Raw genomic sequence first — 16,740 nt, 5'->3', positions numbered from 1 at the left:
CGGTTGCGAGATCAAAGCTGGCATGAGGATCATGTCGTCAAGGCAGGCGGCCTGTCAATCGGGGGACGGCGGCTTTTTTCACCGGCCTCCCTCCGCCGGATCTTGACGCCGGTCCGGGCCGGGGAGGAGGCTTCCGGTAAAGCCCAGGCTCGTCCCCACCATGCCCGCACGCCGTTCCAGCCGGCCCGCCATCCCCGTCGGCGTCGTCCTCTCCCAGACCGGACCCTACGCCATGATGGGGCGGGAGATGCTGTGCGGCGCGCTGCTGGCGATCGAGGAGATCGCGCAGGATCCGGCCTTCGACTTCCGGTTCGTCCCGGTGGTGCGGGATCCGGGCGGCCAGGTCAGCGCCTATCACGACGCCTGCGACGCGCTCATCCGGCACGAGGGCGTCGATCACGTGATCGGCTGCTACACCTCGGCCTCCCGCAAGGAGGTCCTGCCGCTGTTCGAGCGGACCGAGCGCCTGTTGTGGCATCCGGCCCGGTACGAGGGCTTCGAATGCAGCGACCAGATCATCTATGTCGGAGCCTCCCCGAACCACAACGTGGTGCCGCTGGCCCGCTACATGATCGAGTCCCTGGCCGACGAGGTGTTCTGCGTCGGCTCGAACTACGTGTGGACCTGGGAGACCAACCGGGTCATGCGCGAGATCGTCGGTGCCGCGGGAGGCCGCATCCTGGCCGAGCGGCTGCTCGATCTCGGCGGGACGGGCGTCGCCCACATGGTGGACGAGATCATGGCCCGCAGGCCGCCGGTCGTGTTCAATACCCTGGTGGGCGAGTCGAGCTACCGCTTCGTCCAGGCCCTGCACGCGGCACTGGCCCGCGCCGGCGCGGCGATCCCGATGCTGAGCTGCAGCCTGTGCGAGCCGGAACTCCGGCGCATCGGGCCGAAGGCGTCCGTCGGCTGCATCACCTCGTCGGTCTATTTCGAGAGCCTCGACCGCCCGGAAAACCACGCCTTCGTGGCGCGCTGGAAGGCGCGGTTCGGCCCCGACAGCAGCCCCTCGGTGGACGGGCAGGGGACCTATGTCGCCGCGATGCTGCTCGCGCGCGCGGTGCGGCGTGCCGGGACGGTCGAGGCGGCGGCGGTCCGCCACGCGGCGGCCGGGCACGTCTTCGAGGCGCCCCAGGGGCCGGTCTGGATCGACCCGGGGAACAATCATTGCTTCGCCACCCCACGGCTGGCACGATCCATGCCCGGGAACAGTTTCGAGATCTTCTGGGAAGCACCCGCACCGATGGCGCCCGACCCTTACCTCTCGACCCTCAACCTGGCGGGCATCGCGGGCCGCCGGCATCCGCGCGAGGAGGCGAACATGCAGCGCCCCCGTTACCTGCGCGTGGTCAAATGACCCGCCCAGCTGTCCCGACCGTCCGCGGATGCCGTGTCCGCCTGCTCGTCGGGGACGAGCGCGATGCCGTCCTGCTGCATCGGCAACTCCTTCGGATGGGCGCGCGGCTGGTCGAGAGCGGCGAGGCGGACGTGGTCATCGTCGACATCGACCGCGATCCGGGCCCGGAGGCCGGGCCGGCGGAGGCCGAACGGTTTTGCGGGGCATCGGTCGTGGCTTTGGTCGGAACGGAGACGCCGAGTCGCCTGCGCGGAATGCTCGACCACGACCCGGCCGCCTTCCTGGTCAAGCCGCTGCGGTCGACGGGCCTCTACACGGCCCTCGTCCTGGCCTTGCATACGGGACAGCGGCGGCGAGACGCGGAAGGGCGGATCGCGCATCTCGAGGACCGGATCCGCTCTCGGCGACTCGTGGTCGGCGCCGTCATCGGAATGATGAACCGCCACGCCATGAGCGAGGCCGAGGCCTTCGCGTTCCTCCGCCGTCGTGCCATGACCCGGCGTATGACGATCGAGGAGATCAGTGCCGAGATGGCGGGTCAGGCGACCGGCGAGAGCGCCCCGCGGACGGCGCGGTCCACGCTCTGAGCGGCTCGCCGGGAACGAGGCCGGCCTCGATCCGCGATCGTCAGCGGTCACCCCGGGCCGCGCCGTGCAGCCCCGGGACGACGGGGAGGGGTTCCATGCGGTCCGCCGCCGGCGCCGGGATCCCGGGCGCCCCTGCCATCCGCTCCTCCAGGGTTCTCTCCCACGCCGGCGGCTGCCGGGAGAAGGACATCTCCAGGAAATCCAGAAAGACGCGGATCCGCGGGCTGAGATGTCGCCTGCCGTTATGGAGGGCGTAGATCGGGTCCTCGGCGCCGCTGTGGCGCTCGGGGAAGAGCTCGACCAGCCGGCCGGCGCGCAGGTCGTGGATGATGTGGAATTCGGCCAGCCGGACGATCCCGGCCCCGGAGCGGGCCATGGCCAGCAGCATCTGTCCGGTATTCGCCGCCACGCTTCCCGCCGGCCTGAGCCGCCGCGTCGCCCCCTCCTCGTCGCGCAGGCTCCAGATGCTCCAGGGGGCGGTCGAGGGGAAGTTCAGGCATTCATGCGTCGCCAGGTCCTCCGGACGAAGCGGCATTCCCCGTGCCGCGAGGTAGGCCGGCGAGGCGCAGACGATCCAGCGCGTGCTGGCGAACCGCCGGGCGACCAGGGAGGAATCGGCGAGTTCGCCGACATGGATCGCCACGTCGATGCCGCCGTCGAGCAGGTTGCCCGGCTCCATGCTGAGGACGAAGTCGAGCCGCAGGCCCGGATGCAGGCGGCGGAAGGCCGGGATCAGCGGTGCGAGCTGATGGGTGGCGAAGGTCGGCATCGAGCGGACGCGCAACGTGCCCTGCGTCGCCCCGCCGCCGAGCACCGAGGCCTCTGCGTCCTCCACCGCCTCGATCGCCCGCAGGGCCGACGTGTAGAACGCCTCGCCCTCCGCCGTCAGCGTGACGGTGCGGGAGGCCCGGTTGAACAGTGCCACGCCGAGCCGGCTCTCCAGGCGGCCGATCAGCTTGCTCACCGCCGAGGGCGTCATCGTCAGGCTGCGCGCCGCGGCCGAGAAGCCGCCATCCTCCACCGCCCGCACGAAGACCAGCATCTCCCCGAAGCGGTTCATCGGCGTTCGCCTCCCGGGCGCAGTGTGAAGAATTTTCACATGTGGTTCGCAGTATGGGAAATGGATGCCGCGTCCGCAACGCGTTAGCCTCGGGCCTCATCGGCGCTCGGGCGCTCGACGCCGGAATGACGCGGCCACGCCATGGCCGACGGCTGTATGCTTGAGAGCGGCGATCACGCCACGCCGGCGGATCGGCCTCGCCACACGAACGAGACGGACCGCATCCGGATGTCCGGGCGCTATGTCCGACCAGGGAGGACGCCATGGGGAATCCGCGCGCGGAGACCGTCGAGGCCGGGCCGCACCGTTACGACGCGATCATCGTCGGGGCCGGGTTCTCCGGTCTGTACCAGTTGCACCTGCTGCGCGACCGGCTCGGCCTGTCGGTGCGGGTGCTGGAGGCCGCCGAGGGCATCGGCGGCACTTGGTACTGGAACCGCTATCCCGGTGCGCGCTGCGATTCCGAGAGCTACTACTATTCCTACTCGTTCTCGCGCGAACTCGAAGAGGAGTGGGACTGGACGGAGCGCTACCCCGAGCACGGCGAGATCCGCCGCTATCTCGACCACGTCGCCGACCGGTTCTCCTTACGGCGCGACATCCAGCTCAATACCCGCGTCGCCGGCGCCGTCTACGACGAGGCGCAGAACCGCTGGACGGTGACCACGGAATCCGGCGAGCGTTTCGAGGCGCAGTTCCTGATCACCGCCGTCGGCTGCCTGTCGAGCGCCAACGTGCCCGCCATCCCCGGCCTTGAGACGTTCTCGGGGTCTTGGTACCATACCGGCCGCTGGCCGCACGAGGGCGTCGACTTTTCCGGCAAGCGCGTCGGGCTGATCGGCACCGGCTCGACCGGCATCCAGGCGACGCCGGTGATCGCCGCCGAGGCGGCTCATCTCACGGTGTTCCAGCGCACCGCCAATTACAGCGTGCCGGCCCGCAACGGACCGATGGATGACGAGTTCAAATCCTGGGTGCGCGAGAATTCCTCCGCGTTGCGCGAGAAGGCCCGCGCGGCGCCGAACGGCCACCCGTTCGACTTCCACGACCGCTCCGCCTTCGACGTGTCGCCGCAGGAGCGGCAGGCGATCTACGAGACGGCCTGGGAGCGCGGGGGCTTGCGCTTCCGCGCCGTCTTCCGGGACATCATGCTCGACCCGAAGGCCAACGAGACCGCCTCGGAGTTCATCCGCGCCAAGATCCGCAGCATCGTCGCGGACCCGGAGACCGCGGAAGCGCTGACGCCGCGCGACCACCTGTTCGCGACCAAGCGCCCGCCGATCGACACCCACTATTTCGAGACCTTCAACCGTGACAACGTCACCCTGGTCGACCTGAAGAAGGCGCCGATCGAGGCGATCGTGCCGGAGGGCGTACGCACCGCCGACGCGACCTATCCGCTCGACGTGATCGTGTTCGCCACCGGCTTCGACGCCCTGACCGGCCCCTTGCTCAACCTCGACATCCGCGGGTGCGACGACATCCGGCTCAAGGACGTGTGGGCGGGGGGGCCGAAGAGCTATCTCGGCCTGCAGGTGCCGGGCTTCCCGAACCTGTTCACGATGACCGGGCCGGGCAGCCCGTCGGTGCTGACCAACATGCCGGTGGCGATCGAGCAGCACGCCGAGTGGATCGCCGACTGCATCGCGCACCTGCGCGAGCGCGGGCTCGACCGGATCGAGGCGAAGGCGGAGGCGGCGGAATCGTGGGGGACGGAGGTCAACCGGGCGGCCTCGGCGACGCTTCTGCCGATGGCGAGCAGCTCGTGGTACCTGGGCGCCAACGTGCCGGGCAAGCCGCGGGTGTTCATGCCCTATGCCGGCGGCATGGCGCATTACCGCGGCATCTGCGAGCGGGTCGCCGCCGAGGGCTACCAGGGCTTCGCCTTGCGCTGACAGTCGGAGAGCGACGGCGGTCTCAGCCGAAGGTTTCAGCCAAGCATCGATTGACTCGCCTCCGGCCATGCCGGAGGATCGACGGACCAGACATCAAGTAAAAACAAAAGACGCCGGCACAGGCCCAGGGCGAAAACGCCCGGGTTGCAAGATCAGGGACGGGAACCGGATGGGCACGAACACGGTCAGCGGCCGCGCGCCATCGCGCCGGCAGGTGTTGGGCGGGCTGGCGGCCGGCGCCGCGGTCACGGGGTTCCCGCATATCGCGGGCGCCCAGGCCAAGGCGATCCGGGTCGGGATGCCGACGATCCTGTCGGGGCGGGTCGCGATCCTCGGCACGTCGAGCCGGGCCGCGGCGCAGCTCGCCTTTCGGCAGATCAACGAGGCCGGCGGCATCAACGGCCGCACCCTCGAGCTGATCGACCGCGATTCCAAGGGCCGGCCCGACGAGGCCGCCAAGGTGACCCGCGACCTCATCAACAACGACGGCTGCGAGATCATCATCGACGGCGAGGCCTCGTCCGGGGCCTTCGCGGTGCACGAGGTGATCCGCGACCTGCCGGTCCTGTGCCTGCACACCTGCTCGGAGACCTCCTCGCTCTCCGCCGACCCGAAGCTGCACGTCAAGACCGCCTTCCGCTGCGCCCGCCAGGGCATCCACGACGCAGTCGCGGGCGGCACCTACGCGGCGCGGATCGCCAAGCAGAAGGGGCTCAAGCGCTGGATGACGTGCTCGCCCGACTACGCCTACGGCCGCGACAACACCGCCGAGTTCCTCGAATTCGCCAAGATGTTCGAGCCCTCGATCGAGACCGTCGATCAGGTCTGGCCGAAGCTCTTTGCCCCCGACTACACCGAGAGCATCACCAAGATCCTGCAGACGAAGCCGCAGGCGGTCTATTCGGCGTTGTGGGGCGGCGACCTCGTCGCCTTCATCGAGCAGAGCAACCTCTACCGCCTGTTCAACACCACCACGATGTTCTCCGGCGGCCTCGGCGACCCGCCAGTGCTGACCGCGATCAAGCAGCTGCCGCCGGGGCTCAACACCGCCTACCGCTACAACCGCAACTACCCGGACAAGCCCGCCAACGCCGCCTTCGCCGACGCCTTCGCCAAGATCGCCGGCCACGAGCCGACCAACTGGGCCTGGCAGGTCTATCTCGGCTGCCTGTTCATCGCCGAGGCGCTCAAGCGCACCAATGGCCGCACCGAGGGCACGGCGCTCGCTTCCGCGCTGAAGGGCATGGCGATACCCGCCCCCTTCGCGGTCGGCGACGCGATCACCATGCGCGACAGCGACCACACGATCATCGGCTACCCCGTCGCCTGGGGCCGCACCGTGCCGAAAGCCCCCTTTGTCGAGGATTTTTCGGACGTCGACTGGGGCAAGATCGTCGAGCTCGAGACGCAGTGGAAGAAAAGCAAGGGCTACGCCTGAGCGCGGCTCGGGCTGGCCCACCAAATTGAAACCCTCTGCGTTATCCCGGGGCCGCGAAAGTGGAACCCGGGATCCATAACCGCCGACGGTTCAGGACAACGCGGAACGCCGGTCGCCTTCTCCGGCATCGTCAGCGGTTATGGATCCCGGGTTCTCGCCTTTCAGGCGAGCCCCGGGATGACGCGGAGAGATATCGGCCCGCGTGCCGGGTCGATCGACGAAAAGCCGATCAAGCGGGCTCCGCGCCGAGCCTTCCCCCCCTCCTGCCCCCGGGGAGACACGCCTTGAACCTCGAGGCCCTCGTCGACTGCCTGTCCTCGGCATCCTGTGCGGTCACCCAGGTCTCGACCGGGTTGATCGTCGGGATGCTGTTGTTCCTCGTCACCTCGGGCCTGTCCCTGATCTTCGGGGTGCTCGGCATCATCAATTTCACCCACGGCGCCTTCTACATGATGGGCGCCTACTTCGCCTTCACCGCCTACGCGCTGACCGGGAGCTTCCTCGCCGCGATGGCGGCCGGCGCGATCGGGGTCGGGCTGTTCGGCATGGCGTTCGAGCGCCTGGTGATGAGCCGGGTCTACGGCCGGGACATCCTGATGCAGCTCCTCGTCTGCTACGCGATGATCCTGATCCTCGATGACGGCGTAAAAATTCTCTACGGCGGCGAGTACCGCATGATGGGCATGCCCGACGTGTTCGCGCTGCCGCCGGTGGAGATCGCCGGCGGCTTCGTGCCGGGCTACTACCTGTTCATGGTCGGGGTCGCCCTCGCGGCGGGCCTCGTCCTCTGGCTCGGCATCAACCGGACGCGGCTCGGCAAGATCGTGCGCGCTCTTGCCATCAACCCGCAGATGGTCGGCGCGCTCGGCATCAACACCACGCTGCTCTACGCGGGCGTGTTCGGCCTCGGCAGCCTGCTCGCGGGGCTTGCCGGCGCGCTTGCGGCGCCGATCCGGACGCTCACCCCCGGCATGGGCGTCTCGATCCTGATCGAGAGCTTCATCGTCACGGTGATCGGCGGCATGGGGTCGATCGCCGGGGCCTTCCTCGCCGCCCTGCTCATCGGCTTCACCCGCGCCTTCGGGGCGATCGGCTTCCCGCTCTTCGTCGACGGGCTGATGTTCGCCCTGATGGCTCTGGTCCTCGTCGTCAAGCCGAGCGGCCTGCTCGGCCGGGAGGCCGCCTGACATGCTCTCCGGTCTCTTGCCCGCCGGTCTCTCGCGCTCCGGTCTCCTGCGCGACGTCGCGGTCGCCGTCGCGGCCCTCGCCCTGTTTCTCGTCCTGCCGATGGTCTTCCCGGCCCCGGCTTTGCGCGACTTCCTGATCTACTTCTTCGCCTACGGGCTCCTGGCGATGTCGCTGAACCTGCTCGTCGGGCTCACCGGCCTGGTGTCGTTCGGGCACGCCGCCTATTTCGCCACCGGCGCCTACGCGTTCGGGATCCTGATGCAGACCGGCCGGGTCTCGATCCCGCTCGCCATGCTGGCGGCCATCGGCGGCACCGCGCTCGTCGCCCTCGTCATCGGGGCGATCTGCGTGCGGCTGAAGGAGATCTACTTCTCCTTCATCACCCTCGCCTTCCAGATGTTCATCCACAGCGTCATCGTGACCTGGGTGAGCCTGACCGGCGGCGACCAGGGCCTGCGCGGCGGCATCCCGCGGCCGCCTGTCCTCGGCCTCGACCTCAACGACGCCCGCGTGCTCTACGGCGCCTGCGCGGTGGTGTTCGTCCTCTGCATCCTGGCGATGCGGCAGGTGTCGCAATCGCCCTTCGGCTACACGCTGCGGATGATCCGCGACAACCCGGTCCGGGCCAACTTTCTGGGCGTCGACGTCACCGCGATGAAGCTCGGCATCTTCGTCTTCGCGGCGGCGATGGCGAGCGTCGGCGGGCTGATCCTCGCCCTGTTCGTCTCCGGCGCCTACCCGGAATTCGCCTTCTGGACGACCTCGGGCGAGGCGATCTTCATGATCATGCTCGGCGGCACGACGATCTTCCTCGGGCCCCTCGTCGGCACGCTGCTGCTCCAGACCCTCAACCACTTCGTGACGATCTACACCGAGCATCACGGCCTGGTGCTCGGCACCGTCATCCTCGTCATCGTCCTCGGCCTGCGCCGCGGCCTCGCCGACGTCGTCTATGACGGATTGCGGAACCGCCGCGCCCGCCGGGCCGCGGCGGCCGAGCCCGCGCCCGAAAGCGCCGCGCCTGCGCCCCTCCCGGACGGCGCCCTCGACAGCAGGGGGGTGTGATGCTGCGCGTCGAGCACCTCTCGAAGTCGTTCGGCGGCGTGCGCGCCACCCGGGACGTCTCGATCGACTTCCCCTCCGGCTCGCTGACGGCGATCATCGGGCCGAACGGGGCCGGCAAGACCACGTTCTTCAACCTGATCTCCGGCCATGTCCGGCCGGACGAGGGCCGGGTGGTGTTCGACGGCACCGACATCGTCGGGCTGTCGAGCCTGGAGGTGGTGCGCCGCGGCATGGCGCGGGCCTTCCAGGTCGCCTCCCTGTTCCCGAGCCTCACCGTGCGCGAGGCGCTGACCGCCGCGGTAGTCTCGCACCGGCGCGGCTCGGCCAAGGTGTTCGCGCGCTTTCCCGTCGCGGCGGCCGGCCGAAGGGCGGACGAGATCATGGACCTCATGGGCCTCTCCCCGAAAGCGGACACTGTCTCGGCCAACCTCTCGCACGGCGACCAGAAGCTCCTCGATATCGGGCTCGCCCTGGCGATGGACCCGAAGATGCTGCTCCTCGACGAGCCCACCGCCGGCATGGGCCCGGAGGAGCGCTGGCGCATGATCGGCAAGGTCCACAGCCTGTGGCAGGTCACCGGCATGACCATGCTGTTCATCGAGCACGACGTGGATATCGTCTTCAAGATCGCGCAGACGATCCACGTCCTCAAATACGGCGCGGTCCTGGCGCAGGGCACCCCGGACGAGATCCGGCGCAACAAGGACGTGATCGACGCCTATCTCGGCACCGATCACCGCCTGTCCGAGACGGTCGGGGAGGCGTGAGCATGACGACCCCGATGCTCGAGATCCGCGGCGCCGACGTCTATTACGGAGCGAGCCAGATCCTGTTCAACCTCGACCTCACCGTCGAGAAGGGCCAGACGATGGCTCTCCTCGGCCGCAACGGCGCCGGCAAGAGCACCACCTTCAAGGCGATCGCCGGCCTCGTCCCGCCCCGGCGCGGCGAAGTTCGGCTCTCCGGCGAGACCGTTTCGGGGAGGGCGCCCTACCGCATCGCCCGGGCCGGCATCGGCTACGTGCCGGAGGACCGGCAGGTCTTTCCCGAGCACAGCGTCGAGGACAACCTGATCGTCGCGGCGAAGCGCGGACGGCAGGGCGAGGCCCACTGGACCCTGACGCGCATCTACGAGGTCTTCCCGATCCTCGCCGGCATGCGCACCCGCCAGGCCGGGCGCCTCTCGGGCGGCGAGCAGCAGATGCTCACCATCGCCCGCGCCCTGATGGGCAATCCCGACGTGCTGCTCCTCGACGAGCCAAGCGAGGGCCTGGCGCCGATCATCGTCCAGGCGATCGGCGGGCTGATCCGCACCCTGCGCGGCATGGGCGTCACGATCCTGCTCGCCGAGCAGAACATGCATTTCTGCCTCGACATCGCCACCCACGCGACGATCGTCGACAAGGGGCAGGTCGTCTACCGCGCGCCGATCGCGGAGCTTCGCGGCAATACGGCGATCACGCAGCGCTACCTCGCGGTGTGATCGCCCGCGGACCGCCGCGACCGACCGAATGGGAGATGGACATGGAACGCCAGGACTTGGAGCGCCGGAACTTGGAACGCAACGACGGACGCGGCCGGGTCGCCCTGGTGACCGGCGGCGCGAGCGGGATCGGTCTCGCCGTCGCCGGCGTGCTGGCCGGGCGCGGCTGGCGCACGGTCATCTCCGACATCGACGCCGCCCGCGCCCGCGAGGCGGCCGGACCGATCGGCGCCGAGGCGGTGCCCTTCGACGTGGTGGACGAGGCGGCGACGGAGGCGGCCTTCGCGGAGATCGAGGGGCGGATCGGCCCCGTCGAGGCCCTCGTCGCCAATGCCGGGCTGATCCAGCCCGGGGGCCGGCCGGAGGACCTGCCGATGGCCGAGTTCGACCGCATCATCGCGGTCAACCTGCGCGGGGTCTACGTCTCGTGCCTGACCGCCGGGACCCGGATGGCGCAGCGCGGCCGCGGCGGCATCGTGATCACCGGCTCGGTCACCGCCTGGCGCACGGCGCCGCTCCACGCCTACGCGCCCTCGAAGGCGGCGGTGGTGCACATGGCGGCCTGCCTCGCCGCCGAATGGGGCCGCTCGGGCGTGCGGGTGAACGCGGTCTCGCCGGGCTACGTCGCGACGCCGCCGCTCCAGGCCGCGATCGACCGCGGCCAGCGCGATCCCCGCCTCCTCATCGACGCGGCGGCCCTCGGCCGCCTCGTCGAGCCCGCCGAGATCGGCCACGGCGTGGCCTTCCTGCTCTCGGACGACGCCGCGGCCATCACCGGCATCAACCTGCCGGTCGATGCGGGCTGGCTCGCAGGCTCGCACCTCACGACCTATGGCGGCCTTCGGCCGGCCCGTTGACCGGCAGGACGACGCATCATGACCGCTCCGACAGCCTCGCCCTTCGACCTGACCGGCCGCCTGATCGCGATCACGGGCGCGGCCGGCGGCATTGGCAGCGCCACGGCACGGCTCTGTGCAGCGCAAGGGGCGAGGCTGGTGCTCGCCGACCGGCTCCCTGCCGAAGACATCCGCGACCGCATCGGCGCCGACGTAGCCGGACGCGCCGCGATCCACAGCCTCGATACCGGCTGCCGGCAGGCAGTGACGGCGTTCGCCGCAGAGGTCGGCCCGGTCTACGGCCTGATCGACACCGCTGCCATCGCCCCCGCCGACGATTGGATGGCCGCGGACTGGGACGAGGCGCTCGACGCCGTCATCCGGGCGAACGTCAAGGGACCGATCAACCTCGCCCGCGCCTTCCTGCCCAGCATGGTCGCGGCGGGGGAGGGGCGCATCGTCCTGTGCGGCTCGGTCGCCGGCTGGATGGGCGGGATCCGCTCCGGGCCGCACTACGCCTTCTCGAAGGGCGGCCTCCACGCCTTCGTCCGCTGGCTGTCGCGCCAGGGCGCGCCGCACGGGGTGCTGGTGAACGGCATCGCCCCGGGCCCGGTCGAGACCGCGATGACCGCCGGCAAGGGCTACGACCCGCAGGCCTATCCGCTCCGGCGCATGGCGCGGCCGGACGAGATCGCCGCGACCGCGGTGTTCCTGTGCGGCGCCGGCGCCGGCTACGCGTCGGGGGCGATCTTCGACATCAATGGCGGGACGCATTTCCACTGAGTGGGAGAAGGTCCCTTCGGACCGTCGTCTCCCCGAGCGCACATCCCATTACAGGCGTCACACCCATGCGACCTCCGGATCAGACGAATCACCGCGATGTCTCCGGCGGCGCCGGGCCTGCGCCCTACGGAGCAGGCGCCCTTCCCGCGGGGATCCGGTCGCGGCTGGTGCCGGGCATCAACGGATTGATCGTCCACCTGCTGGAGGCGGGCTTCGAGACGGCCGACCGGCCGCTCGTGATGCTGCTGCACGGCTTCCCGGAACTGGCCTATAGCTGGCGCAAGATCATGCTGCCGCTGGCGCAGGCCGGGTTCCACGTCGTCGCCGCCGACCAGCGCGGCTACGGAAGGACGACGGGCTGGGACCCGTCCTACGACGCCAGCACCCATCCCTTCGGCTTCCCGAACGTCGTCACCGACACGCTCACCCTCGCCGCCGCCCTGGGGCGCGAGCAGGTCGACTGCGTGGTCGGGCACGATGCCGGTTCGCCGGCCGCGGCGTGGTGCGCGCTCCTCCGGCCGGATGTCTTCCGCTCGGTCGTGATGATGAGCGCACCGTTCGCCGGACCGCCCACGCTTCCCCTGAGCGCCGAGGGGGCGGACCCTCTCTCGCCCGCGCAGAGCGACGACGCCCTCGACGCGGAGCTGGCCGCTCTGGCGCGCCCGCGCAAGTTCTATCAGCGCTGGTACCGGACGCGCGAGGCGAACGACGACCTGCTCCAGGCCCCCCAGGGGCTGCGGGATGTCTTGCGCGCCTACTATCACGCGAAGAGCGCCGACTGGGCGGACAACGATCCCCACCCGCTCGCCTCGCGCGCGGCCGAGGATCTGGCGCGGCTTCCGACCTACTACGTGATGGAACGGGACCGGGGCATGGCCGCCACGGTCGCCCCCGAGATGCCGTCCGAGGAGCAGGTCAGGGCGTGCGCGTGGCTGACGGAGGACGAGCTTGACGTGTACGTGACGGAGTATACCCGCACCGGCTTCCAGGGCGGCTTGCAGGGCTATCGCCGCTACACCGACCCGGACTGCGTGGCCGACCTTCACCCCTTCGCCGGCCGCACCATCGACGTGCCGGCCTGCTTCATCTCGGGCAAGAGCGATTGGGGCGTCTACCAGATCCCGGGCGCGGTCGAGGCCATGCGGGACCGCGCCTGCACGCGCATGACCGGCTTCCATCTCGTCGACGGGGCCGGGCACTGGGTCCAGCAGGAGCAGCCGGAGCAGGTCGCCCGGCTGCTCACGGCGTTCATCCGCGATCACGCCTAGGTTTACTTCCTCCGGCGCGACGCTACAGCAGGTCCCGCACCCGCGCGGCAATCCGCGGTCCGCTAAGGCCCAAAGCCTCGCGCAGCTCCGGCGTCGGGCCGATCGGCGGATAGGCGTCCTCGATGCCGATGCGCAGCACCGGAAAGGCGTGGCCGCGCTCCAGCACCTCGAGCACCGCCGCGCCGAGGCCGCCGATCACGCTGTGCTCCTCCACCACCACCATCGCGCGCACGTGGTCCGCCGCCGCCAGGATCGCCTCGCAGTCGATCGGCTTGACCGTGTGCATGTTCAGGACCTCCGCGGCGATCCCCTCCGCCCGGAGCAGGTCGGCGGCGAGCAGGGCCTCCATGACCATCGCGCCGTGGGCGACGAGGCAGACGTCGCGCCCCTCCGTCAGGCGGGCCGCGCGCCCGATCGCGAACGGGTCGCCGGGCCGGGTGACCACGTGCTCGGGCCCGCGGCCGAGCCGCAGGTAGATCGGCGTTCCCGCCGGATGCTCGGCCGCCGCCTGGAGCGCGTGGTCGAGCTCGACAGGGTCGGAGGGCGCCACCACGACCATGTTCGGGATCGCCCGCATGATCGCGACGTCCTCGTAGGTCTGGTGGGTCGGGCCGCCGACGCCGTAGCTCAGGCCGCTGGCGAGGCCGCAGAGGATCACCTTCAGCTCGTTATAGGCGCAATCGACCTTCGCCTGCTCCACCGCCCGCAGGGTGAGGAAGGCGGCGTAGCCGCAGACGACCGGCAGCTTGCCGCAGGCGGCGAGCCCGGCCGCGACGCCGGTCAGGTTCTGCTCGGCGATGCCGACGTTGATCAGGCGGTCGGGATGGCGCTCCTTGAGCCCGGCGAGACCGGTCGCGTGCATCAGGTCGGCGGTGATTGCGACGGCCTCGGGCCGCCGGTCCAGGAGCGCCGTGACGCTCGCGCCGAACCGGGCGCGGATGTCGGCGCGCGGATGGGCGGCCCGGAAGACCGCGACATGCTCGTGTAGCCGATCGGGATGATCGAGCAGGCTCATCGCAGCACCTCCTGCAACTCGTCCTGAAGCGCCACGTACTGGGCCGGCGAGACCATGTCGGCGTGCCAGCTGCGGATGTCCTCCATGAAGGAGACGCCGCGGCCCTTGACCGTGTGGGCGATCACCACCCGGGGCCGTCCGCTGCCGCCGAAGCGCGGCACGTCGAGGAGCGGCACGAGGGTCGGGAGGTCGTGCCCGTCGGCCTCGACCACGTCCCAGCCGAAGCCCTGCCAGCGGTCGGCGAGGGGTTCGAGCGGCAGCACCTCGTCGGCCCGCCCGTCGACGCACAGGCCGTTGCGGTCGACGATGGCGACGAGGTTGTCGAGGCGGTGCTTGGGCGCGAAGGCCGCGGCCTCCCAGACCGAGCCCTCGTGCAGCTCGCCGTCGCCGAGCACCGCGTAGACGCGGTAGTCGCGCCCGTCGAGGCGGCCCGCCAGCGCCATGCCGCAGGCATTCGACAGGCCGTGGCCGAGCGCCCCTTGCGAGGAATCGACGCCCGGCTGATAGCGGCGCGACGGGTGGGTCGCGAGCCTGGCGCCGACCTTCGTCTCGTATTCGGCGATCCACGCCTCCGGGATGAAGCCGCGCCGGATCAGCGCCGAGTAGAGCGTCGGGGCGGCGTGGCCCTTGCCGAGCACGAAGCGGTCGCGATCGGGCCAGTCCGGCCGGGCCGCGTCGACCCGCATCACCGCGAAGTACAGGGCGGTGACGATCTCGGTGCAGGAGTAGCACGAGCCGAAATGGCCGTTGCCGGCGGCCATGAACATGGCGGCGACGTCGAGGCGGTTGACCCGCGCCATCTCGCGCAGGTCGTCGAGGGAGAGCGGGGCAAAGCCGTTGTCGGGGAGGGCGCGCTCCATCACGCCGTGCCCCGTGCCGCCAGCGCCTCGACCCGCCGCATGCCGGCGGCGACGTCGTCCGCCGTGATCGGGAAGAGGAGGTTGGGGATGTGCGGCGCCGTCATCGTCAGGCGGGCGATGCCGTCGATCTCCTCGGGCGATGCGCTCTCCAACCCGAGATCGGCGAGGCGGACCGGCAGGCCGATCCCGCGCAGGAAGCCGATCAGGTCGAGGATCTCGGAATCGGCGTGGCGCTCGACGGCGCGCTGGACCACCACCGCGTAGGCGACCTGCTCGCCATGCGGCGCGTCCTTGGTGCCCCGCGCCTTGACGAGGCCCCGCGTCATCGCGTGGGCGAGGGACAGCCCGCCATTCTCGAAGCCGAGCCCGCTCATCAGGATGCAGGCCTCGACCGTGGCCTCGACGTCCTCCGTGACCTCCTGGCGCTCGACCGCCGCGAGCGCGGCCGCGGCGTGGGCGCGCAAGGTGGCGTAGCCGGCCTCCGCGATGGCGGCGCCGGTCAGGAGCGGCCGGGTGCCGAACGGCGTCATCCCGGTGCCGGCCCTGCAACCCCGCGCCTCGAACGCCTTGGTGATCGCGTCGCCGATGCCGGCGCGCAGGAACCGGGCCGGCGCCCGGGCGATCAGCGCGGTGTCGACTACGACCGCGTCGGGGTTGCGGCTCATCCGGTCGACCGCGACCATGACGTGGTGGTGGTCGTAGACCGCGTAGGTGGCGCTGGTCGGTGCGTCGTTCGACGCGATGGTCGGGACCGTGACGATCGGCACGCGAAGCCGCTCGGCCACGCCCTTGCCGACGTCGAGGGCCTTGCCGCCGCCCGCCGCGACGACGAGGCCCGGCGCCTCGACGCGCACCCCGTCCACGATCGCCTCGATCGCCGCGTAGGTGATCTCGCCCGAGAACGGCACGAGATGGGCCGCGACGCCGGCCTCGCGCAGGCTCGCGGCGATCGGCTCGGCGACGATCCCGCGCACGCCCTCGTCGACGATCACGCAGGCCGAGGCGGCGAGCACCCGGGCGATGCCGCCAATGCCGTGGATCGCGCCCGGCCCCTGGTGGTAGCGCGGCGGTGCCCCGAAGATTCGCACGCTCATGATGGTGTCCCTACCCATTCCGCGGATCGAGATCGTCGAGCGCGAAGGCGTCGCTCGGCGCCCCGAAGGCGCAGTAGCCGCCGTCGACCGGCACGGTGATCCCGGTGATGAAGCGCGCCCGGTCCGAGGCCAGGAACACCATCGCCTCGGCGATGTCCTCCGGCGCGCCGAGGCGGCCCATCGGCGTGCGGCGGCGGATGCGGGCGGGGTCGATGCGGCCGGCGGCGATCAGGCCCTCGGTGAGGGGCGTCAGGATGTAGCCCGGGGCGACCGCGTTGACCCGGACGTTGTGCGGGCCCCACTCGCAGCCGAGGACCCGGGTGAGCATGCCGATGCCGGCCTTGGCGGCGCTGTAGGCGGTGCGCACCGGGAGGCCGAGGACGCCCGCGATCGAGTTGAGGTTGAGGATCACCCCGCCGCCCTGGCGGATCATCGCGGGGGCGACCGTCTTCGAGACGAGGTAGGTGCCGGTGAGATGGACGTCGATGAGGCGCTGCCAGTGGGAGAGCGGCTGCTCGACCGTCGGTACGAAGCTGTCGGGCACGCCGGCATTGTTGACCAGGATGTCGATCCGCCCGAAGCGCGCGAGCGCCGCCTCGACCATCGCCGACACCTCGTCCTCCTTCGACACGTCGCCGCCGACGGCGCCGTGGCCGTCGCCGAGGCCGCGCGCCGCCGCCTCGGCCGCCTCCGGGCGCAGGTCGTTGACGACGATCCGCGCGCCCTCCCGGGCGAAGGCCGCGGCGGTGGCGAGCCCGAGCCCGCTGCCGGCGCCTGTGACGAGCGCGACCTTGTCCTTGAGCAGCATCCT

At 70.7% G+C, this 16,740-nt stretch carries 16 protein-coding genes; 11 read left to right on the top strand and 5 right to left on the bottom strand.

Annotated features, from left to right (window positions below; genetic code table 11):
- The first annotated feature begins 160 nt into the window (after positions 1–160).
- Both ABZT49_RS25915 and ABZT49_RS25910 read left to right on the top strand, forming a co-directional pair.
- A complete protein-coding gene (locus ABZT49_RS25915; protein WP_355290327.1) occupies positions 161–1,357 on the top strand; it encodes a transporter substrate-binding domain-containing protein in 1,197 nt (398 codons plus the stop codon).
- Positions 1,354–1,944 (top strand): ANTAR domain-containing protein, encoded by a 591-nt coding sequence (locus ABZT49_RS25910; protein ID WP_355290325.1) that lies wholly within the window; start codon positions 1,354–1,356, stop codon positions 1,942–1,944. The genes ABZT49_RS25915 and ABZT49_RS25910 overlap by 4 nt, the downstream gene beginning before the upstream one ends.
- 40 nt (positions 1,945–1,984) lie before the next feature.
- On the opposite strand, the gene ABZT49_RS25905 is transcribed toward ABZT49_RS25910, so the two are convergent.
- Positions 1,985–3,004: a LysR family transcriptional regulator gene (locus tag ABZT49_RS25905; protein WP_355290323.1), complete on the bottom strand. Its 1,020-nt coding sequence runs from the start codon at positions 3,002–3,004 to the stop codon at positions 1,985–1,987.
- A 263-nt stretch (positions 3,005–3,267) separates the two neighbouring features.
- Here ABZT49_RS25905 and ABZT49_RS25900 point away from each other — a divergent pair, with 263 nt between their 5' ends.
- From ABZT49_RS25900 to ABZT49_RS25860, 9 genes are all read left to right on the top strand, one after another.
- On the top strand, positions 3,268–4,899 hold the full coding sequence (locus ABZT49_RS25900) for an NAD(P)/FAD-dependent oxidoreductase (protein ID WP_355290321.1): 1,632 nt from the start codon (positions 3,268–3,270) through the stop codon (positions 4,897–4,899).
- Positions 4,900–5,068: 169 nt separating this feature from the next.
- Positions 5,069–6,337, top strand: coding sequence for an ABC transporter substrate-binding protein (locus ABZT49_RS25895; protein WP_355290319.1), 1,269 nt, complete (start codon positions 5,069–5,071; stop codon positions 6,335–6,337).
- A 284-nt stretch (positions 6,338–6,621) separates the two neighbouring features.
- Complete coding sequence (locus ABZT49_RS25890; RefSeq protein ID WP_232389264.1) at positions 6,622–7,524, top strand: branched-chain amino acid ABC transporter permease; 903 nt, start codon at positions 6,622–6,624, stop codon at positions 7,522–7,524.
- Position 7,525: 1 nt separating this feature from the next.
- Positions 7,526–8,590 (top strand): branched-chain amino acid ABC transporter permease, encoded by a 1,065-nt coding sequence (locus ABZT49_RS25885; RefSeq protein WP_355290317.1) that lies wholly within the window; start codon positions 7,526–7,528, stop codon positions 8,588–8,590.
- Complete coding sequence (locus ABZT49_RS25880; RefSeq protein WP_355290314.1) at positions 8,590–9,357, top strand: ABC transporter ATP-binding protein; 768 nt, start codon at positions 8,590–8,592, stop codon at positions 9,355–9,357. The genes ABZT49_RS25885 and ABZT49_RS25880 overlap by 1 nt, the downstream gene beginning before the upstream one ends.
- A gap of 2 nt (positions 9,358–9,359) precedes the next feature.
- Positions 9,360–10,073 (top strand): ABC transporter ATP-binding protein, encoded by a 714-nt coding sequence (locus tag ABZT49_RS25875; protein WP_355290312.1) that lies wholly within the window; start codon positions 9,360–9,362, stop codon positions 10,071–10,073.
- 41 nt (positions 10,074–10,114) lie between these two features.
- On the top strand, positions 10,115–10,930 hold the full coding sequence (locus ABZT49_RS25870; protein ID WP_355290310.1) for an SDR family oxidoreductase: 816 nt from the start codon (positions 10,115–10,117) through the stop codon (positions 10,928–10,930).
- Between the two features lie 18 nt (positions 10,931–10,948).
- Positions 10,949–11,692 (top strand): SDR family oxidoreductase, encoded by a 744-nt coding sequence (locus ABZT49_RS25865; protein WP_355290308.1) that lies wholly within the window; start codon positions 10,949–10,951, stop codon positions 11,690–11,692.
- A 167-nt stretch (positions 11,693–11,859) separates the two neighbouring features.
- Positions 11,860–12,960 carry an alpha/beta hydrolase gene (locus ABZT49_RS25860; protein WP_355290306.1) on the top strand — a complete coding sequence of 367 codons (1,101 nt, stop codon included), beginning with the start codon at positions 11,860–11,862 and terminating at the stop codon, positions 12,958–12,960.
- 22 nt (positions 12,961–12,982) lie between these two features.
- Here ABZT49_RS25860 and ABZT49_RS25855 read toward each other — a convergent pair whose 3' ends face one another.
- From ABZT49_RS25855 to ABZT49_RS25840, 4 genes are read right to left on the bottom strand one after another with little or no spacing between them, the layout of a single operon-like run.
- Positions 12,983–13,975 carry a transketolase C-terminal domain-containing protein gene (locus tag ABZT49_RS25855; RefSeq protein WP_355290304.1) on the bottom strand — a complete coding sequence of 331 codons (993 nt, stop codon included), beginning with the start codon at positions 13,973–13,975 and terminating at the stop codon, positions 12,983–12,985.
- The gene (locus tag ABZT49_RS25850) at positions 13,972–14,835 is read right to left on the bottom strand and encodes a transketolase (protein WP_355290302.1); all 864 of its coding nucleotides are present in this window, start codon (positions 14,833–14,835) and stop codon (positions 13,972–13,974) included. The genes ABZT49_RS25855 and ABZT49_RS25850 overlap by 4 nt, the downstream gene beginning before the upstream one ends.
- Entirely contained in the window at positions 14,835–15,929 is a 1,095-nt protein-coding gene (locus tag ABZT49_RS25845) for a glycerol dehydrogenase (protein WP_355290300.1), read from the bottom strand. Before ABZT49_RS25845 ends, ABZT49_RS25850 begins: the two co-directional genes overlap by 1 nt.
- Positions 15,930–15,939: 10 nt before the next feature.
- Complete coding sequence (locus ABZT49_RS25840; protein WP_355290298.1) at positions 15,940–16,737, bottom strand: SDR family oxidoreductase; 798 nt, start codon at positions 16,735–16,737, stop codon at positions 15,940–15,942.
- Between the last annotated feature and the right edge of the window lie 3 nt (positions 16,738–16,740).

This window comes from Methylobacterium sp. EM32, from assembly GCF_040593685.1.
Taxonomy (GTDB): Bacteria; Pseudomonadota; Alphaproteobacteria; order Rhizobiales; family Beijerinckiaceae; genus Methylobacterium.
The sequence above is the reverse complement of the archived record's forward strand: the minus strand, read 5'-3'. Positions and strand labels throughout refer to the sequence as shown.